This window comes from Rhizobacter sp. Root1238 (genome assembly GCF_001425825.1).
Classification (GTDB): Bacteria; Pseudomonadota; Gammaproteobacteria; order Burkholderiales; family Burkholderiaceae_C; genus Rhizobacter.
This window is the reverse complement of record NZ_LMDM01000009.1, coordinates 248,693-266,371: the sequence shown is the minus strand read 5'-3', so window position 1 is coordinate 266,371 and position 17,679 is coordinate 248,693. Positions and strand designations below refer to the sequence as shown.

Here is a 17,679-nt window from a genome sequence, read left to right as displayed (position 1 = left end):
AGCAATCCGAGCGCGAGCACGACGACCGCGAGGCCGATCGCCATGCCGGTCATCAGTTCGACGAGCGTGAAGCCGCGCCCGTCCCGCGGCAGGTCGTGAATCGCGTGCATCGTCGGACCTCAGCAGGCGCGGTAGCCGGGCACCGCGCCCAGCGGCGAACAACTGCGCACGCGGCCGAGCAGGTTCACCACATGCTGGATCGCGAGGCCCGAGTCGCTGGCCAGCCGCAGCGTGGCGGCCGGCGTGCTGGTGCCATGCTGCGCGTCGAAGCTCATCGTCGCGACATTGGCCTGCAGGCTGAGGCGGTCCTCGGCCTGCAGCGCGACGCTGCGCAGGGCCTGGCCGTCGACATCGCAGGCCGCCCCGCCCTGGGGCATGCATCGGCACGCATCGATCGCTCCGACATAGACGACGTAGCAATTCGATGGTGCGGTCGATGGCGCAGTGACGGCGCGGAAACCGATGCGCACGTTCTGATTGCGGTTGATGGCTTCGCTGCGGGCGAGCCGCAGATCGGCCGCGAGTTCGGTGGCCGCGCCGTCGAGCCGCCGCGCTTCCATCCAGCGCCGCAAGCTGGGGACTGCGGCCAGCACGAGCACGGCGCACACCGCGACGCAGGCCATCAACTCGATGAGCGTGAAACCCCCGGCCGCTTGCGGCCTCGCATGCTGGAACATGACCGATCCCCCTGATGAATGGACGCGGACTTTAGGAAGTGCGGCGCCATCAGCCACTCCCCCGATGGGGGGAGAGGGGGCTGAAATCACCCTCGGACGTACCGGTACGTGAGGGGGTTTTGGAGGGTTTCGCGAGGTTTCAGGTGCTGTGTACCGGTTCAGATATCCCGGATCAACTGCCTGAATTCGTCGACGTCTTCGAAGCTGCGGTAGACCGATGCGAAGCGCACGTAGGCGACCTTGTCGATGCGCTTGAGTTCGCGCATCACCAGTTCGCCGAGCCGCGTCGACGGCACTTCCTTGGCGCCGCTGTTGAGCAGCTTGTCCTGGATGCGCTCCATCGCTGCGTCGATCTGCTCGACGCTGACCGGCCGCTTGCGCAGCGCCAGCGTCATCGACGCGCGGATCTTCGACGCGTCGAAATCGGCGCGCGTGCCGTCCTTCTTGACGACGGACGGCAGCGCGATCTCGGCACGTTCGTAGGTGGTGAAGCGCTTGTCGCAACTCTGGCAACGGCGGCGCCTTCGCACCACGTCGCCTTCATCGGACTCGCGCGTCTCGACGACCTGCGTTTCCTCGTGACTGCAGAAAGGGCAGCGCACGGTTCAGCAGCAGCTCATCAACGGTACACCGGGAAGTCGCGCGTCAGCGCGGCGACCTTGGCCTTCACCGCCTCGATGACCGATTCGTCGTGCGGCTTGTCGAGCACGTCGGCGATCAGGTGGGCGGTGGCGCGCGCCTGGTCTTCCTTGAAACCGCGGGTCGTGAAGGCCGGGCTGCCCAGGCGGATGCCGCTGGTCACCATCGGCTTCTGCGGATCGTTCGGGATGCCGTTCTTGTTGCAGGTCATGTGGGCCCGGCCCAGCAGCGCCTCGGCTTCCTTGCCGGTCAGGTTCTTCGGGCGCAGGTCGACCAGCATCACGTGGCTTTCGGTGCGGCCGCTGACGATGCGCAGCCCGCGCTCGATCAGCGTCTCGGCCAGCACGACGGCATTCTTCGCGACCTGCTGCTGGTAGGTCTTGAACTCGGGCGCCAGCGCCTCCTTGAACGCCACCGCCTTGCCGGCAATCACGTGCATCAGCGGGCCGCCCTGGATGCCGGGGAAGATCGCGCTGTTGATCTTCTTCGCGATGGCCTCGTCGTTCATCAGGATGATGCCGCCGCGCGGGCCGCGCAGGCTCTTGTGCGTGGTCGAGGTGACGACGTCGGCATGCGGCACCGGGTTCGGGTAGACGCCGGCGGCGATCAGCCCGGCGTAGTGCGCCATGTCGACCATGAAGATCGCGCCGATCGCCTTCGCGACCTTCGCGAAGCGCTCGAAGTCGATGCGCAGGCTGTAGGCCGACGCGCCGGCGATGATCAGCTTCGGCTTGTGCTCGTGCGCCAGCCGCTCCATCGCGTCGTAGTCGATCTCTTCCTTGGCGTTCAGGCCGTAGCTGACGACCTTGAACCACTTGCCGCTCATGTTCAGCGACATGCCGTGCGTCAGGTGGCCGCCTTCGGCCAGGCTCATGCCCATGATGGTGTCGCCGGGCTGCAGAAGGCCGAAGAACACCGCCTGGTTGGCCTGCGAGCCGGAGTTGGCCTGCACGTTGGCGTGCGCGGCGCCGAACAGCTGCTTCACGCGGTCGATCGCGAGCTGCTCGACGATGTCGACGTACTCGCAGCCGCCGTAGTAGCGCTTGCCGGGATAGCCCTCGGCGTACTTGTTGGTCAGCTGGCTGCCTTGCGCGGCCATCACGGCCGGCGAGGCGTAGTTTTCGGAGGCGATCAACTCGATGTGATCTTCCTGGCGCTGGTTCTCGCTCTGGATCGCGGCGAACAGCTCGGGGTCCACCTGGGCGACGGTGGATTGGGTGCGGTCGAACATGGCTGGCAGTCCTCTTCAACAGAAGACCCCGGGGCGGATCACGCGAGGCGGACTCACATGGCCACAGGGCTGCCCAGGCGAACGGCTGAACCGGTGCCGGAAACCCGGAACCGGCTGCGCTTCCCGGTGGTTCACCACCTCAGGCTCGCGGGCTTGATGCCCGGTGCCCCATCGCCAGTTGCGCAGCCCGCGGAGTGTACCGCGGCCCTCCTCGACTCAGCGCAGCGAGGCGACCTGTCGAGCCGCCTGAGGGGCCATCGACACCGGCGTCGGCTCGATGACGGCCGGCTCGGCCTGCAGCGGCGTGCCCGGCAGCGCGACCGGCGTCGGCACGACCAGCGGCGCGAACACCGGCACCGACTTGCCGTCGGCCACCATGCGCAGGTGCTCGCGCTCGGCCAGCACCTTGCCGGCGTAGCCGCCGTCGTCGTTCAGGTTGGCGGCGCCGACGTAGAAACGCAGCCCGGCTTCGACACCGCCGGCGCGCGCGATGCATTCCTTCAGCACTTGCGCGCCGACCCGCAGGTTCGTCACCGGGTCGAAGGCCGCATGGTTGCCGCCGAAGGCTTCGTATTTGTCGTCGTGCACGCGCGTCATCACCTGCATCAGCCCCTGGGCGCCGACCGAACTCTGCGCGAACGGGTTGAAGCTGGACTCGATGGCCATGATCGCGAGGATCAATGTGGGGTCGAGACCGGACTTGCCGCCGACGGCCCAGGCCTCTTTCACCAGCCGGCTGACCGGTTCGGGCGCGACGCGGTAGCGCCGCGAGATCCACAGCGCGACGGCTGCCTGCTGCTTGGTCAGGTCGCGCGGGTCGGCCGCGGTCGCGCGGCTGACGGCATCGGGCTCGCCCAGGTCGGCCAGCGCCAGCGCGGTGCCTTCGACGCGGGCATCGTGGCGCGCCCGCAGCCAGTCGAGCGCGCGGCTCTCGGCGGCGTGGCGCAGGTCGGCGCGCCCGCCGACGAACAGCACGATCGCGACGATCACCAGCCCCAGCAGGGCCAGCCCGTTGTGGCTCACTTCCAGCAGGCCGTGGCCCACGTCACGCAGAAAGACCGCGCTCGATCGAGCGGCGGTGTCGCGGGCGTCCTGAAATCCCGCGATCCATTGTTGAAGCGCTGTCGTCATGTCACTCCTTTTCAGTCCGTCTGGCGCCTCCGCCCACCGCGGCACAGGGCCGAGGGTGCGAGAGGTGACGGTGATAATCGACCGCAGATCGACTCCGGGAGACGCCGGAACCGCTCCGTCGGTTTGCTCGTCGGCAGCGTGATCCCCGCAGCCACCTCCTGTGGGATGCGGGTTTACCCTGGTCAGTTCTCAAGGTGTCGCGAATTCTAGGAACTTGATTCATAACCAGTCAAGGATAAGAATGTCACTCTTCATAACTAAAACACATGAAATACCGTGACCTGAGGGACTTCATCGCGGGGCTGGAACAGGCCGGCGAGCTCAAACGCATCGCCGAACCAGTCTCCACGCGGCTCGAAATGACAGCGATCAGCGACTCCGTGCTGCGCGCCGGCGGTCCGGCGCTGTGGTTCGAACGCCCCATCGGTTACAAAATTTCGGCCTTGACGAACCTGTTCGGAACGCCTCGGCGGGTGGCCCAGGGCATGGGCGCCACCGAGGTGAGCGAGCTGCGCGACGTGGGTCGCGTGCTGGCCAGCCTGAAGGAGCCGGAGCCGCCGAAGGGGCTGAAAGATACCGGCCGCTTGTTACAAATGGTCAAGGCGCTGTGGGACATGAAGCCGTCCGCCGTGCGCTCGGCGCCGTGCCAGCAGGAGATCCTGCAAGGCAGCGAGGTCGATCTCGGCGAGTTGCCGGTGCAGACCTGCTGGCCCCTGGATGCGGGGCCCCTGATCACGTGGGGCCTGGTGATCACGCGCGGTCCGCAAGCGTCGCCGACCGCCCGCCGCCGCCAGAACCTCGGCATCTACCGGCAACAGGTGATCGGGCGCAACGAAGTCATCATGCGCTGGCTGGCCCACCGCGGCGGGGCGCTCGATTTCCGCGACTTCGCGCTCGCCAACCCCGGCCGGCCGTTCCCGATCGCGGTGGCGCTCGGTGCCGATCCGGCGACCATCCTCGGTGCCGTCACGCCGGTGCCCGACAGCCTGTCCGAATACCAGTTCGCCGGCCTGCTGCGCGGCAGCCGCACCGAGGTGGTCGATACCGCGGTCGGCGAGCCCGGCTGGATGCTGCAGGCGCCGGCCAGCGCCGAGATCGTGCTCGAAGGCCACATCCCGGTGGCCCCGACCGGGTTCACCGGCACCAGCGAGCATGGCGTGCCGCTGAAGGAACTCGGCGGCTACCTGCATGCGCTGGAAGGCCCGTTCGGCGACCACACCGGCTATTACAACGAACAGGACTGGTTCCCGGTGTTCCGCATCGACCGCCTGACGCGCCGGCGCGATCCGATCTATCACTCGACCTACACCGGCAAGCCGCCGGACGAGCCGGCGGTGCTGGGCGTCGCGCTGAACGAGGTGTTCGTGCCGATCCTGCAGAAGCAGTTTCCGGAGATCGTCGACTTCTACCTGCCGCCCGAAGGCTGCAGCTACCGGATGGCGATCGTCAGCATCCGCAAGAGCTACCCCGGCCATGCGAAGCGGCTGATGTTCGGCATCTGGAGCTTCCTGCGCCAGTTCATGTACACGAAGTTCATCGTCGTGACCGACGACGACGTCGACATCCGCAACTGGCAGGAGGTGATCTGGGCGATCACGACCCGCATGGATCCGGTGCGCGACACGACGCTTGTCGAGAACACGCCGATCGACTATCTCGATTTCGCATCGCCCGTCAGCGGGCTGGGCGGCAAGATGGGGCTGGACGCCACCAACAAGTGGCCCGGCGAGACCGCGCGCGAATGGGGGCGCAGCATCCGCATGGACGCCGAGGTCGAGCAGAAGGTCGCGCAGATCGTCGCCGGCGTGATGGCAGCGCGCTGACGCCGACATCGACCTCGACGCCGGCAGTTACCAATTCGGCGCAGATTCGTCGAACGCGTCCTTGAATCGCGGCCGACCGTCGTCTAAGTTTGGTGGGCCTGCATGCAGGCATCCTCACCGGCGCAGTCCCTGCGCACCAGGAGCCCTGGACCCACTTCCTCCGGAGCCCCGAAATGGCAACGTCAGTTGCCCGCCCCTCCCACCGCAAGGTCGGGAGGGGTTTCGTTTCATGGAGCCCCCGGTTCCGGGTACGGGCCCGTCCCCACGGGGGCTGCGGGCCGGCTTGGGGCGGCCCGGCGCTCGGCCCGCGCGTTCAAACGAGCCGCTCAAGCGCGGATCAGCGAACCCAGCAACTCGTGCAGCGCGTTGCGCACGTTCGTGAAACCGCGCGCCGTCGGCACCCATTCGAGCGACTTCGTGTCAACACGGGTGGCCAGGCCCATCGGCGCCGGCTGGATCTTGATGCCGCCGCGCGCCGCGTCTTCGAACATCGCCACCGAGCGCGGCATGTGCCAGCCGTGCGTCACCAGCACGATCTGCGTGATGCCGGCCGGCTTCAGCAACGCGACGCTGCGGGCGGCGTTCTCGCGCGTGTCCTTCGACTGGTCCTCGACCCACTTCAGCGGGTGACCGAATTCCTGTGCCGCGATGCGCGCCGCCGTCTGCGCTTCCGGCTGGCCGTCGGGCTGGGCCCAGCCGAGGCCGCCGCTGAAGGCGACTGGCAGGCCGGTCTCGCGGCCGAGCCACACGCCGTAGCGCAGCCGCTCCAGCGAGGACGAATTGAGGTTGGCCACCCCGTATTCGGGCGCCAGGGCCTCCTGTCCGCCACCGAGCACGACGATCGCGATCGGCTGCTTCGCCGCCGCGGCGGCCTTCAGCTCGGCAACCTGCTCGCGGCTCAAGGCCGGCGGCACCTTCAGCGCCACCTGGTTCAGGAACTGCGCGGTGCCGCTGCAGGCGCTGAACCACAGCCCCAGCGTGGCCAGCAGGATCACCAACCAGCCGAGGCCGCGGCGCGGCAGGATCAGCCGGGCGCCGATCAGCACCAGCAGCAGCAGCGGCACCGGCGGCAGCACGAGCGCGCTCAGGATGGGTTTCCAGGATTCGATGCCGAGCAGGGTCAGCAGGCTGTTCATGCGCTGGTTCCGGGTGCAAAAAAGGACAAGGGACCGGCGCGGGCGCCAGCGTGGCGGCTGGATTGTGCCGACGAGTCAGCGCTCACAGGCGTGAATCGTTCACGCTTGTCCGGTCACGCTGGCGGCGTTGTCAGGTTGGCTGCGGCCGCGCGACAGAGCGCTCCTGCCTTGCAAACTGCGCGGGCGCAGTCATCTGGGCTGTCCAAGGAGATTTCATGAACACCACTTCCATCCAAACCATCACGCTGGGCGGCGGCTGCTTCTGGTGCGTCGAGGCGGTCTACGAGCGGGTGCTGGGCGTCACCGGCGTCGAGTCCGGCTACAGCAACGGCCGGGTGCGCAATCCGAGCTACGAGCAGGTGTGCAGCGGCGACACCGGCGCGGTGGAGGTGGTGCGCGTCAGCTTCGATCCGGCGCAGATCACGCTGCGCGAGGTGCTGGAGATCTTCTTCGTCGTGCACGACCCGACGACGCTGAACCGCCAAGGCAACGACGTCGGCACGCAGTACCGCTCGGGCATCTATGTCGAATCGCCGGAGCACGAGCGCGTCGCCCGCGAGGTGATCGCCGAGGTGGCCGCGAGCGGCACCTACCGCAGCCCGATCGTCACCGAGGTGCTGCCGCTGGCCGATTACTCGCGTGCCGAGGACTACCACCAGCGCTACTTCGCGCAGCATCCGGGGCAGGGCTACTGCGCGTTCGTCGTCGCGCCGAAGGTCGAGAAGTTCCGCAAGACCTTCGCGTCGAAAGTGCGCCCGGGCTAGCGGTCCAGGCTCCGGGACCGGTCCGGAGACCTAAACTGCGGGCGAATGGACACCCTGTGGCTCTCCTCGCCTGCTCCTGCACTGCGGCTCTGGGCCGATGGCCGGTGGAAGGTGAACCCCGCCGCGGCGCAGTGGGCGTCCGACCACGGCATCGTCGACGCCGGCTGGCAGGCGCTTGCGCGTGAACTGGTGGCGATGCTGCGCCACCCGGTGCCCAGCGGGCGCGGGCGGGTGGCGTTCCCGGGCTCGACGCTGGAGCTCGACTGGACCTCGGTCTGGCTCGACAGCGGCTGGCTCGCCTGGCTGGTGCTGCCGTCCGTCGCGGCGGCCCGGCTCGAACTGATCGAGCAGTTCGGCCGCACCGGCGCCTGGGAGCGCGACCTGCGCACCGGCGAGGGCCGCTGGGACGTCCACATGTTCCGCCTGTGCGGCTTCGACCCGGCCGGCGGCGTGCCCACGTTCGAGCAGGCCAGCGAGCGGGTGCACCCCGACGACCGCGACCGCTTCCGCCGCGAGCACGCGCGGTTCGGCGAGACGCCGGGCCGCTACGAGACCTGGTTCCGGCTGGTGCTGCCCGACGGCCAGGTCAAGGAGTTCCATTCGCTGTGCGAGGTGCACCCCGGGCCGCAGGGGCGGCCGGTGCGCATGACCGGCATCCTGCTCGACGACACCGAGGGCACGACGCGCCTGCGCGAGGTCGAGGCGATCACGACCAAGCTGAACCGCGCGGTCACGCTGGCGTCGGTGTCGGTGTGGCGCGTCGACCTGGCGACCCAGCGCATCTACTTCAACGACTGGGGCTACCAGGTGATGGGCATCGCGCGCCCGCCCGACGGCCTGACGCTCGAGTACATGCGCTCGACCATCCATCCCGACGACCGCGACGCCGTGTTGCGCGCCGCCGACGAGGCCATCGCGACGCACCGCGTCGTCGACGTCGAGGCGCGCTACCTGAACCACGACGGCAGCTACCGGCACCTGCTGACGCGCCGCGTCGCCGAACGCGACGACAAGGGGCGGGCGATCGCGCTGTCCGGCGTCTCGCTCGACCGCAGCGCGCAGATCGCCGAGCGTGAACAGGCGCAGGCTTTCGCGCGCCGCATCGACATGGTCACCAACGCCGCCGGCGTCGGCATCTGGACGGTCGACATCGAGGCGCGGCAGGGCGAGTGGAACGAGCAGATGTTCCGCATCTACGGGCTGCCGCCGCAGGACGGCGTGCCGAGCGAGGAGCGCTGGAAGCAGGACCTGGTGCACCCGGACGATCGCGCGGCGATGCAGACCCATGGCGATATCGCCGAGCGCGGCATGCCGCAGGGGCTGCAGTCGGAGTTCCGCATCCGCCGCGCCGACGATGGCGAGGTGCGCTGGGTCTCCGCCTGGTCGCGGCGCGAGCGTGTCAACGGCCGGCTGATGGCTTTCGGCGTCAACATCGACATCACCGAACTGCACAGTGCCCGCTCGCAGCTGCGGCGCGTGCAGGAGCGCACGATGATCGCCGCCGAATCGGCCGGCATCGGCACCTGGGAGCGCGACCTGCGCACGCAGGTGTCGCAGTGGGACGCGCAGATGTTCCGGCTGCGCGGCCACCGCCCCGACGGGCCGCTCGGCGCCAACGACCTGCGCGACGGCTCGCGCCACCCGGACGACGTGGCGGAACTGCAGCGCAAGATGGACGAGGCGGCGCGCGACGGGAGCGTGCTCGAGCACGAGTTCCGCGTGGTCTGGCCCGACGGCTCGGTGCGCTGGCTGGCCACGCGCGGGCATGTGCAGCACGACGCGCAGGGCCGCCCGGAGCGGTTGCTCGGCGTCAACTGGGACGTCACCGAGCGCAAGCGCGCCGAGCAGGCGCTGCAGGACAAGGCGGCGGCCGAGCAGGCCAGCCGCGCGAAGAGCGAGTTCCTGGCGCGCATGAGCCACGAGCTGCGCACGCCGCTCAATGCGGTGCTCGGTTTCGCGCAGCTGTTGTCCGCCGATGCCGGCGATCCGCTGAGCGCGCCGCAGGCCGAGCGCGTCGAGCGCATCCGCTCGGCCGGCCAGCATCTGCTGGCGCTGATCGACGACGTGCTCGACCTCGCGTCGATCGAATCGAGCAGCATGCCGCTCGCCCACGAGGCGGTGCCGCTGCAGGCCGCGCTGCAGGATGTGCTGCAGTGGACGCGCCTGCAGGCCGACGAGGCCGGCGTCGGCGTGCAGGCCGAGCCCACCGCCGCCCAGGTGCTGGGCGACCCGCGGCGCGTGCGGCAGGTGCTCGCCAACCTGATGAGCAACGCCATCAAGTACAACCGCGCCGGCGGCAACGTGTGGCTGGCCGTCGAGCGCGCCACGTGGCAGGGCGCGCCGGCGTGGACGATCAAGGTGCGCGACAACGGCCGCGGGATGTCGGCGGCGCAGCGGCGGCACCTGTTCGAGCCGTTCAACCGGCTCGGCGCGGAGCGCGAGGCGATCCAGGGCACCGGCATCGGGCTGGCCATCGTGCACCACCTGGTCAAGCTGATGCACGGCGAGATCGGCGTCGACAGCGAGCCGGGCCGCGGCAGCGAGTTCCGCATCGTGCTGCGGGCGGCGGCGGGGGGCGCGTCGCCGTCGCCGCTGCCTGCGTCGGCGGCCGAGACCGTGCCCGCGTCGCTGCACGACGCGCCGGCCCAGGCGCAGCGGGTCGCGCCGCTGCGGCTGCTCTACATCGAGGACAACCCGGTCAACGTGCTGCTCGTGCAGGAACTGCTTGCGCGGCAGGGCCACGTCGAGCTGGCCGTGGCGGTCGACGGCCTGTCGGGGGTTCGCCTCGCGCAGCGCTCGCGGCCCGACCTGGTGCTGGTCGACATGCAACTGCCCGACATCGACGGTGCCGAGGTGCTGCGCCGCCTGCGTGCCGATCCCGACCTGGCCGGCACGGCGATCGTCGCGTTGTCGGCCAACGCGATGCCCGAAGACGTGTCGCGCGCCCGCGACGCGGGCTTCGACGACTACTGGACCAAGCCGATCGACTTCAAGGCCTTCCTCGCCGCACTGGACCGCCTGGCGCAGCAGCGCTCGCAGCGCGGCGAGAACAGCGGCGTCGCGCCGGCCGTGCGCTGATCAGGGCGCGAGACGCTCGCGCCGCCAGCCGCCGTCGGCCTGCCGGTAGCGCAGCCGATCATGCAGGCGCGACTTGCGGCCCTGCCAGAACTCCCAGCTGTCGGGCACCAGCCGGAAACCGCCCCAGTGCGGCGGGCGCGGCGGGCTCAGCGCGAAACGCGCGGCGGCCTTCGCGGCATTGGCCACCAGCACCGCGCGCGAACCGATCACCTCGCTCTGCGGCGACGCCCACGCGCCCAGCCGCGAATCGAGCGGGCGCGACTGGAAGTACGCATCCGACTCGGCGTCGCTGGTGCGTTCCACCCGGCCCTCGATGCGCACGACGCGCTCCAGCTCGACCCAGTGGAATTGCAGCGCGGCCCACGGGTGGCCGGCCAGTTCGCGGCCCTTGCGGCTGTTGTAGTTCGTGTACCAGACCAGGCCGCGCGCATCGAAGCCCTTGATCAGCACGATGCGCGTCGACGGCCGCTGGTCGGGACCGACCGTCGCGAGCGTCATCGCGTTCGGCTCGGGCACCTGCGCATCGAGCGCCTGCTGGAACCACAGCCCGAACTGTTCGAGCGGGTCGCTGCGCGAGGCGGTCTCGTCGAGTTCGGCGCGTTCGTAACTTTTACGGAGGTCGGCGATGTCGGGCATGCTGCAGTATGTCGCAGAGAAATGGATACCGCAGGGAACAGAGCACCCTGCGGGGAATGCCTTAAGTGAACGCCCCACTAGCCGCGGAAAGCAAACGATTCCATTCTTGCTGCCATGGGCTTGCGTGCAGTGATGCGCCGGCTGCCATGACCAACAAGAATGAAGGGATGGCCTCATGAAGGCGCGGCCGGCGATCGTCGTGCTCGCCGCGGGACTGGGTTCCCGTTTCGGCGGCACGCAGCACAAGCTCACGCAGAGTCTCGGTGCGTCCAGCGTCCTCGGGACGACGCTGCGGCATGCGCTCGCGACGCACCTGCCGGTGATCGTCGTCGCCACCGAGCTGCTGGCCGAAGAGGCCGCATCGCACGTCGCGACGCGCGACATCGTGCTGCTGCCCACCGTCGGATCCGGTGCGCCGGTCAATGCGCAGCGCCTCGGCATGGGGTTCTCGATCGCGTCCGGCGTCGCGGCCTGCTCCGATGCGTCGGGCTGGCTGGTGCTGCCGGGCGACATGCCGATGGTGATGCCGTCGACGCTGGTCGCGGTCGCGCAGCAGCTGGAGCACCATCCGGTCAGCTATGCGCAGTACAAGGGCCGGCGCGGCCACCCGGTGGGCTTTGCGGCCGAGCTGTACACCGAGCTGGTGATGCTGACCGGCGACGAAGGCGCACGCCGGCTGGTGGCGCGCTATCCGGCGCAGGCGGTCGATGTCGACGATTCAGGTGTGCTGATGGATGTCGACAACGAGGGCGACCTCGATCGCGTGCGGGCGGCTTACGTTCCGGCGCTCTTCGGCGACTCGCGCTAGCCGGTCGCGAGCGAATGCCGCTCGACCAGCGCCACCAGCCGCTCGATGCCGCGGTCGCGGATGCCGCACCGGCGCAGCGAGCGCGCCGTCTCCATCAGGTAGTCGAGCGTCGTGCCATAGCGCCCGCAGGCGCTGCGCAGCACGCCGAGCAGGTACTCGTCGCTCAGCGTGCCGGTGTAATTCGGGCTGCTGCGGCTGAGCGTGAAGCCGAGCGCGGTCACCGCCCCCTGCGGGGTGCGGCATGGCAGCCAGCGGGCATCGTAGACGCCGGTCGGCATCTCGCGTGCCCACAGCCTCGGCAACTCGTCGTCGACGCGCTCTCGTTCGATGCGGTAGACCATGCCGCGGCACGATCCGCCGGCCACCAGCGCGAACACCAGGCCCGGGCAGTCGGGCGTGCCGCGGTTGATGCGCGAACGCATCTCGAGCGCGCGGTGCCAGCCGTGCACCTGCGCCGGCCGCTGCTCGGCGGCTTCGAACTCGGGACGCCAGATCAGCGACGCATAGCCGAAGATCCACAGGTCGTCGCGGCCGCCCCAGCTCGCATGCACCTCGGCCAGCAGTCGGGCCGGGTCGCGCACGGGCGCCACGGCGGTGTCGATCACGGAGTCAAGCATGACCGACACTCTAGAATGATTTTTCTTCCGCCGGGAGCCTGCGATGAGTGACCAAGACGACGACGTGCAGAAGTACGCGCTGGGGGCCGTGGCCTTCGTGGTGGTACTGGTGCTGGCCGGGGTCATCGGCCTGGCCGCATCGCGCGTGCTGCAGGCGCCGCGCGCGGCGGGCCCGGCGGCGACAGCCACCGCAGCCGCCGCACGCACCAGCGCCACCGCGGCGGCAACCGGGGTCGAGCGCATCTACTTCGAGGTCGGCCAGGACAGCCTGCCGGCCGACGCCACCGACGTGCTGAACCGTGTCGCCGAAGCGGCCCGCTCGAACGGCGGCACCGTGCTGATCTCCGGCTTCCACGATGCCAGCGGCGATGCCGCCGCGAACGCCGACCTGGCCAAGCGGCGCGCGCAGCGCGTGCAGCACGCGCTCGAGGCGAACGGCGTCACCGCCGACCACCTGCAGCTCAGCAAGCCGGCGATGACCACCGGCGACGGCGATCCGCAGGCTGCGCGGCGCGTCGAACTCCGCCTGCAGTGATGCGGCGCGACAACCGCTGCGCTGCAGTGGGGTAGGACATCGCGCACATCCCGTGGCGGCCCTCGCCGATAGGGCCTGCCCGGGGTGCGGCCTAAGCTCGAACGAATCCCGTTCAGCAGGAGCCGCACGATGAAGATCCAACCGCAACGCCACGAGAACCTGAAGAAGATCGTCGACCTGGTCGAGGGCATCGACATCGCGATGCTGACGACGCAGGCGCCCGACGGCCGGCTGCTCGGCCGCCCGATGGCCGCGCTCGAGGTCGACGCCGATGGCAGCTTCTGGTTCTTCACCAGCGAGCGCTCGGCCAAGGTGCACCAGCTCGATCGGGTCAACCTCGCCTTCACCGACGAAGACGATGCGACCTACGTGTCGATCAGCGGCCAGGCCGCGATCGTCGACGACCGCGCTCGCATCGACGAGTTGTGGACGGCCGCTGCCAAGCCGTGGTTCCCGCAGGGCAAGGACGACCCGGACCTGGTGCTGCTGAGGGTCGACACCGACATCGCCGAATACTGGGACGCGAACAGCAGCAAGATGATCCGGCTGCTGGCGATGGCCGCGTCTGTCCTTGGCGGCAAGCCGGTCGGCCTTGGCGAGCACGAGGTCGTCAACAACCCGGCGCGACCGCCGCTGGCACACCAGCGCTCGTTGATCGGCGAGTGATCCCGTGGCGCGGCGTCGTGCGTGGTCGTGGAGCCTGCTCGGCCTCGCCGGGGTCGTGGTGCTGGGCTTTGCCGTCTGCGAGGCGCTGGGCTGGCCGTTCCTGGTCGGCCCGGCGCAGCGGATGCTGGCCGACACGCTGAAACGCGACGTCCGCCTGGCCGACGCGCCCGACAAGGGGCGCGTCCACCTGCTGGGCGGGTTGCGGGTCGACGTCCCGTTGCTGGAAATCGGCAGCGCCGGGTGGAGCAAGGATCCGTATTTCCTGCATGCCGAGAACGCCCAGTTGCGCGTTGCGTATGCCGCGCTGTGGCGTGCCCACCGCGGCGATGCGCTGGACATCAAGCGCCTGCACGCCGACCGGCTGGTCGTGCACGCCGAGCGCCGGGACGACGGCAGCGCGTCCTGGCAGTTCGGCGAGCCCGAGGCGCAGCAGAAGAAGGGCACGCGGCTGCCGCGGGTGCGCTCGCTGTCGGTCACCAACGGCGAGCTGACCGTCGTCGATGCGCCGTTGAAGGCCGACATCCGCGCGGACGTGCGACTGGCCGACCAGGACACCGCGGCGGCGGTACCCGCCGGTGCCGCTTCGGCGCCGATGACCGGCCTGGTCGTGCGTGCGAGCGGCACCTATGGCGGCTTCTCGGTCGAAGGCGGCCTGCGGTCGATCGGCGTGATGCCGCTGCTCGACAGCGACGACACCGCACCACCGGTGCCGGTGACGCTGCGCCTGGATGCCGGCCGCCGCGCCACGCTGCGCTTCGAGGGCACCGTGACCGACGTGCTGAAGCTCGGCGGCATGACCGGGAGCGTGCGCGTGACCGGCGCGTCGTTGTCGGCCATCGGCGATCCGCTGGGCGTCACGCTGCCGACCACCGGTCCGTTCGAGATCGCAGGCCGCGTCGCGAAGCGCGGCGACGTGTGGAACGTGCTGGTCGACGATGCGACGGTCGGCAACAGCCGGCTGAATGCCGCGTTGACGTACGACATGCGCCCGAAGGTCCCCCGGCTGTCGGGCAAGGTCGCGGGGCCGCGGCTGCTGCTGGCCGATCTGCTGCCCAGCATCGGCGTCGGGCCGGCCCCGGTGCCCGCGGTGGCGCCCGAGCAGAAACCGCCGAAGCGCCCCGGCGATCGCGTGCTGCCGAACCGCGCGTTCGACCTGCCCTCGCTGAGTGCGATGGATGCGAACGTGGTGCTGGCCTTCGACCGCGCCGAGCTCGGCCGGATCTTCGCGTTGCCGCTGGAGCCGCTGCGCGGCCACCTGACGCTGGTCGACGGCAAGCTCGCGATCACCGACCTGCTGGCGCGCACCGCCGACGGCAGCCTGGCCGGCTCGGTCTCGCTGGACGGCAAGCCCAAGCTCGCGCTGTGGGACAGCGACCTGCGCTGGAGCGGCGTGCGCCTCGAGCGCTGGCTGAACCAGGGCCGGCCGGCCGACAAGCCGCCGTACGTCACTGGCCGCCTGATCGGGCAGGCGAAGCTGAAGGGCCAGGGCCGCTCGACCGCCGAGATCCTCGGCAGCCTCGACGGCACCGTCGTCACCCGCATCGTCGAGGGCAAGGTCTCGCATCTGGCGGTGGAAGGCGCCGGGCTCGACCTCGCGCAGGCGCTGGGCGTGATGGTCAAGGGGGACGAGCTGTTGACGATCGACTGCGCGCTGGTCGACCTGCAGGCGAAGAAGGGCGTGCTGCGGCCGCGCGCGATGGTGGTCGACACCAAGGATTCGACGGTCTGGGCCGACGGCACGCTGTCGCTCGCCGAAGAGAACATGGACCTGCGCGCGGTCGTCACGCCCAAGGATTTCAGCCCGCTCGCGCTGCGCACGCCGCTGCGCGTGCAGGGCAGCTTCAGCGACCCGAAGATCTCGCTCGAGAAGGCGCCGCTTGCGCGCAAGGTCGGCGCCAGCGTGCTGCTCGGCCTGCTGAACCCGCTGGCGGCGCTGATCCCGCTGGTCGACGTCGGCGAACGGCAACCGACCGGCGAAGGCTGCAACGCCTTGCTGGAACGGGCGAAGCAGCATGCCCAACCGTGAGGCCACCGGTCGTCTTGATTTGACGCTGTAACTTGGTTACGCGATACTCCAAGGCCTGGTTACGACGCCGGCCGCGAGGTGCCGCCCATGAAACAAGCCCTGCAGGAAGTCACCCACCGCATCCGCGAGCGCAGCGCGCCGACGCGCACCGCCTACCTGGCCCGCATCGACAAGCTGGCGATGCGCCAGCGCGGCTCCGACCGCATGGGCTGCGCCAACGTCGCGCATGCCTTCGCCGCGCTGCCGGCGAACGACAAGTTCAAGGTGGTCGCGCAGCGCTCGCCGCACCTGGGCATCGTCACGTCGTACAACGACATGCTGTCGGCGCACCAGCCCTACGAACGCTTCCCCGACATCATCCGCGACGAAGCGCATCGCCATGGCGCGACGGTGCAGGTGGCTGGCGGCGTGCCGGCGATGTGCGACGGCGTCACGCAGGGCCTGCCCGGCATGGAGCTCAGCCTGTTCTCGCGCGACACCATCGCGATGGGCACCGCGGTCGCGCTGACGCATGACGTGTTCGATGCCGCGCTGCTGCTCGGCGTGTGCGACAAGATCGTGCCGGGCCTGCTGATCGGCGCGCTGCATTTCGGGCACCTGCCCTGCGTGTTCGTGCCGGCCGGGCCGATGGGCACCGGGCTGTCGAACACCGAGAAATCGAAGGTGCGCGAGAAGTACGCGCAAGGCCTGGTCGGCCGCGACCAGCTGCTCGAAGCCGAATCGGCCGCGTACCACGGCGCCGGCACCTGCACCTTCTACGGCACCGCCAACAGCAACCAGATGCTGCTCGAGGCGATGGGGCTGCACGTGCCCGGCGCGGCGTTCGTGCACCCGCATGCGCAACTGCGCGAGGCACTGACGCGCGAAGCGGTGCGCGCGGCGCTGGCGATCACGCAGGGCAACGGCCGCTTCACGCCGATCGGCCGCCTGGTCGACGAGCGGGTGATCGTCAACGCGATGGTCGCGCTGCTGGCCACCGGCGGCTCGACCAACCACCTGATCCACTGGGTCGCGGTGGCACGCGCCGCCGGCATCCTGATCGACTGGACCGATTTCTCGGAGCTGTCGCATGCGACGCCGCTGCTGGCGCGCGTCTACCCGAACGGCAGTGCCGACGTGAACCAGTTCCAGTCGGCCGGCGGCCCGGGCTTCGTGATCCGCGAGCTGCTCGATGCAGGCTACATGCACGCAGACGTCGCCGCGGTGGCCGAAGGCGGCATCGCGGCGTACGGCAAGCTGCCGCACGGCGATGGCGAACGGCTGGGCTGGTCGGCGCTGCCGGCGCAGAGCGGCGACGACAGCGTGGTGCGCACCGCCGCCGCGCCGTTCAGCCCGTCGGGCGGCCTGAAGCTGCTGACCGGCAACCTCGGTCGCGCGGTGATCAAGACCTCGGCGGTGCCGGAGGACCGGCACATCGTCGAGGCGCCGGCGCTGGTCTTCAATGCACAGGAAGAACTGCTGGCGGCGTTCAAGGCCGGCGAGCTGGAGCGGGATTTCGTCGCGGTCGTGCGCTTCCAGGGGCCGCGTGCCAACGGGATGCCCGAGCTGCACAAGCTGACGCCGCCGCTCGCGGTGGCGCAGGGCAAGGGCTTCAAGGTGGCGCTGGTCACCGACGGCCGCATGAGCGGTGCGTCGGGCAAGGTGCCGGCGGCGATCCACGTCAGCCCCGAGGTGCTGGGCGGCGGGCCGCTCGGCAAGGTGCGCAACGGCGACGTCATCCGGCTCGATGCGGTCGCCGGCACGCTGCAGGCGCTGGTGCCCGACGCAGAATGGGCGGCCCGCGAGGTCGCGCAGATCGACGCGCAGCAGCAGGAGAACAACACCCACGACCTGGGCCGCGACCTGTTCGGCGGCATGCGCCGCAACGTGCTGAGCGCCGAGCAGGGCGCGGTCACCTGGCTCTGAACCTTTC

The 17,679-nt window shown here is 69.9% G+C and carries 15 protein-coding genes, 1 pseudogene and 1 riboswitch; of the genes and pseudogenes, 8 read left to right on the top strand and 8 right to left on the bottom strand.

The annotated features are described in order from the left end of the window. Positions 1-14 precede the first annotated feature (14 nt). The 5 genes and pseudogenes from ASC98_RS32320 to ASC98_RS09595 all read right to left on the bottom strand — a co-directional run. Positions 15-110: pseudogene (locus ASC98_RS32320) on the bottom strand (prepilin-type N-terminal cleavage/methylation domain-containing protein); the annotation flags it as partial. Positions 111-119: 9 nt separating this feature from the next. Then, positions 120-677, bottom strand: a complete 558-nt coding sequence (locus ASC98_RS09610) for a GspH/FimT family pseudopilin (protein WP_056816582.1) — start codon at positions 675-677, stop codon at positions 120-122. Between the two features lie 158 nt (positions 678-835). Then, positions 836-1,279, bottom strand: a complete 444-nt coding sequence (gene nrdR / locus ASC98_RS09605; RefSeq protein WP_047590070.1) for a transcriptional regulator NrdR — start codon at positions 1,277-1,279, stop codon at positions 836-838. Between the two features lie 17 nt (positions 1,280-1,296). Beyond that, positions 1,297-2,547: a serine hydroxymethyltransferase gene (gene glyA / locus ASC98_RS09600; protein ID WP_056816579.1), complete on the bottom strand. Its 1,251-nt coding sequence runs from the start codon at positions 2,545-2,547 to the stop codon at positions 1,297-1,299. A gap of 64 nt (positions 2,548-2,611) precedes the next feature. After that, positions 2,612-2,739: riboswitch (ZMP/ZTP riboswitch) on the bottom strand. Between the two features lie 24 nt (positions 2,740-2,763). Continuing rightward, positions 2,764-3,678, bottom strand: coding sequence for a lytic transglycosylase domain-containing protein (locus ASC98_RS09595; protein ID WP_082541556.1), 915 nt, complete (start codon positions 3,676-3,678; stop codon positions 2,764-2,766). A gap of 266 nt (positions 3,679-3,944) precedes the next feature. Between ASC98_RS09595 and ASC98_RS09590 the strand changes: the two genes are divergently transcribed. Further along, the gene (locus tag ASC98_RS09590) at positions 3,945-5,501 is read left to right on the top strand and encodes a UbiD family decarboxylase (protein WP_056816576.1); all 1,557 of its coding nucleotides are present in this window, start codon (positions 3,945-3,947) and stop codon (positions 5,499-5,501) included. 326 nt (positions 5,502-5,827) lie between these two features. On the opposite strand, the gene ASC98_RS09585 is transcribed toward ASC98_RS09590, so the two are convergent. Beyond that, a complete protein-coding gene (locus tag ASC98_RS09585) occupies positions 5,828-6,637 on the bottom strand; it encodes a YdcF family protein (protein ID WP_056816574.1) in 810 nt (269 codons plus the stop codon). A 215-nt stretch (positions 6,638-6,852) separates the two neighbouring features. On the opposite strand from ASC98_RS09585, the gene msrA reads away from it, so the two are divergent. Continuing rightward, positions 6,853-7,401 (top strand): peptide-methionine (S)-S-oxide reductase MsrA, encoded by a 549-nt coding sequence (gene msrA, locus ASC98_RS09580; RefSeq protein WP_056816571.1) that lies wholly within the window; start codon positions 6,853-6,855, stop codon positions 7,399-7,401. A gap of 45 nt (positions 7,402-7,446) precedes the next feature. Continuing rightward, complete coding sequence (locus ASC98_RS09575) at positions 7,447-10,479, top strand: PAS domain-containing protein (protein ID WP_057479990.1); 3,033 nt, start codon at positions 7,447-7,449, stop codon at positions 10,477-10,479. Here the strand turns inward: ASC98_RS09575 and pdxH are convergent, their stop codons facing one another. Then, entirely contained in the window at positions 10,480-11,115 is a 636-nt protein-coding gene (gene pdxH / locus ASC98_RS09570; RefSeq protein WP_056819901.1) for a pyridoxamine 5'-phosphate oxidase, read from the bottom strand. A 175-nt stretch (positions 11,116-11,290) separates the two neighbouring features. Between pdxH and ASC98_RS09565 the strand changes: the two genes are divergently transcribed. After that, positions 11,291-11,923: an NTP transferase domain-containing protein gene (locus ASC98_RS09565; protein ID WP_056816562.1), complete on the top strand. Its 633-nt coding sequence runs from the start codon at positions 11,291-11,293 to the stop codon at positions 11,921-11,923. Here ASC98_RS09565 and ASC98_RS09560 read toward each other — a convergent pair. Then, on the bottom strand, positions 11,920-12,540 hold the full coding sequence (locus tag ASC98_RS09560) for a gamma-glutamylcyclotransferase (RefSeq protein ID WP_056816558.1): 621 nt from the start codon (positions 12,538-12,540) through the stop codon (positions 11,920-11,922). The two genes, ASC98_RS09565 and ASC98_RS09560, sit on opposite strands and share 4 nt — an antisense overlap. 43 nt (positions 12,541-12,583) lie before the next feature. Between ASC98_RS09560 and ASC98_RS09555 the strand changes: the two genes are divergently transcribed. The 4 genes from ASC98_RS09555 to edd all read left to right on the top strand — a co-directional run bounded on the left by ASC98_RS09555 (position 12,584) and on the right by edd (position 17,672). Then, entirely contained in the window at positions 12,584-13,075 is a 492-nt protein-coding gene (locus ASC98_RS09555) for an OmpA family protein (RefSeq protein WP_056816556.1), read from the top strand. A 129-nt stretch (positions 13,076-13,204) separates the two neighbouring features. Beyond that, a complete protein-coding gene (locus tag ASC98_RS09550) occupies positions 13,205-13,741 on the top strand; it encodes a pyridoxamine 5'-phosphate oxidase family protein (RefSeq protein WP_056816553.1) in 537 nt (178 codons plus the stop codon). A gap of 4 nt (positions 13,742-13,745) precedes the next feature. Further along, the gene (locus ASC98_RS09545) at positions 13,746-15,767 is read left to right on the top strand and encodes an AsmA family protein (protein WP_056816550.1); all 2,022 of its coding nucleotides are present in this window, start codon (positions 13,746-13,748) and stop codon (positions 15,765-15,767) included. 87 nt (positions 15,768-15,854) lie between these two features. After that, positions 15,855-17,672, top strand: coding sequence for a phosphogluconate dehydratase (edd, locus tag ASC98_RS09540; protein WP_056816547.1), 1,818 nt, complete (start codon positions 15,855-15,857; stop codon positions 17,670-17,672). The last annotated feature ends 7 nt before the right edge of the window (positions 17,673-17,679 follow it).

Coding starts and splice junctions, on each gene's coding strand:
- ASC98_RS09610 (WP_056816582.1), bottom strand. CDS start 677: ATGTTCCAGCATGCGAGGCCGCAAGCGGCCGGGGGTTTCACGCTCATC.
- glyA (WP_056816579.1), bottom strand. CDS start 2,547: ATGTTCGACCGCACCCAATCCACCGTCGCCCAGGTGGACCCCGAGCTG.
- ASC98_RS09595 (WP_082541556.1), bottom strand. CDS start 3,678: ATGACGACAGCGCTTCAACAATGGATCGCGGGATTTCAGGACGCCCGC.
- ASC98_RS09590 (WP_056816576.1), top strand. CDS start 3,945: ATGAAATACCGTGACCTGAGGGACTTCATCGCGGGGCTGGAACAGGCC.
- ASC98_RS09585 (WP_056816574.1), bottom strand. CDS start 6,637: ATGAACAGCCTGCTGACCCTGCTCGGCATCGAATCCTGGAAACCCATC.
- msrA (WP_056816571.1), top strand. CDS start 6,853: ATGAACACCACTTCCATCCAAACCATCACGCTGGGCGGCGGCTGCTTC.
- ASC98_RS09575 (WP_057479990.1), top strand. CDS start 7,447: ATGGACACCCTGTGGCTCTCCTCGCCTGCTCCTGCACTGCGGCTCTGG.
- pdxH (WP_056819901.1), bottom strand. CDS start 11,115: ATGCCCGACATCGCCGACCTCCGTAAAAGTTACGAACGCGCCGAACTC.
- ASC98_RS09565 (WP_056816562.1), top strand. CDS start 11,291: ATGAAGGCGCGGCCGGCGATCGTCGTGCTCGCCGCGGGACTGGGTTCC.
- ASC98_RS09560 (WP_056816558.1), bottom strand. CDS start 12,540: ATGCTTGACTCCGTGATCGACACCGCCGTGGCGCCCGTGCGCGACCCG.
- ASC98_RS09555 (WP_056816556.1), top strand. CDS start 12,584: ATGAGTGACCAAGACGACGACGTGCAGAAGTACGCGCTGGGGGCCGTG.
- ASC98_RS09550 (WP_056816553.1), top strand. CDS start 13,205: ATGAAGATCCAACCGCAACGCCACGAGAACCTGAAGAAGATCGTCGAC.
- edd (WP_056816547.1), top strand. CDS start 15,855: ATGAAACAAGCCCTGCAGGAAGTCACCCACCGCATCCGCGAGCGCAGC.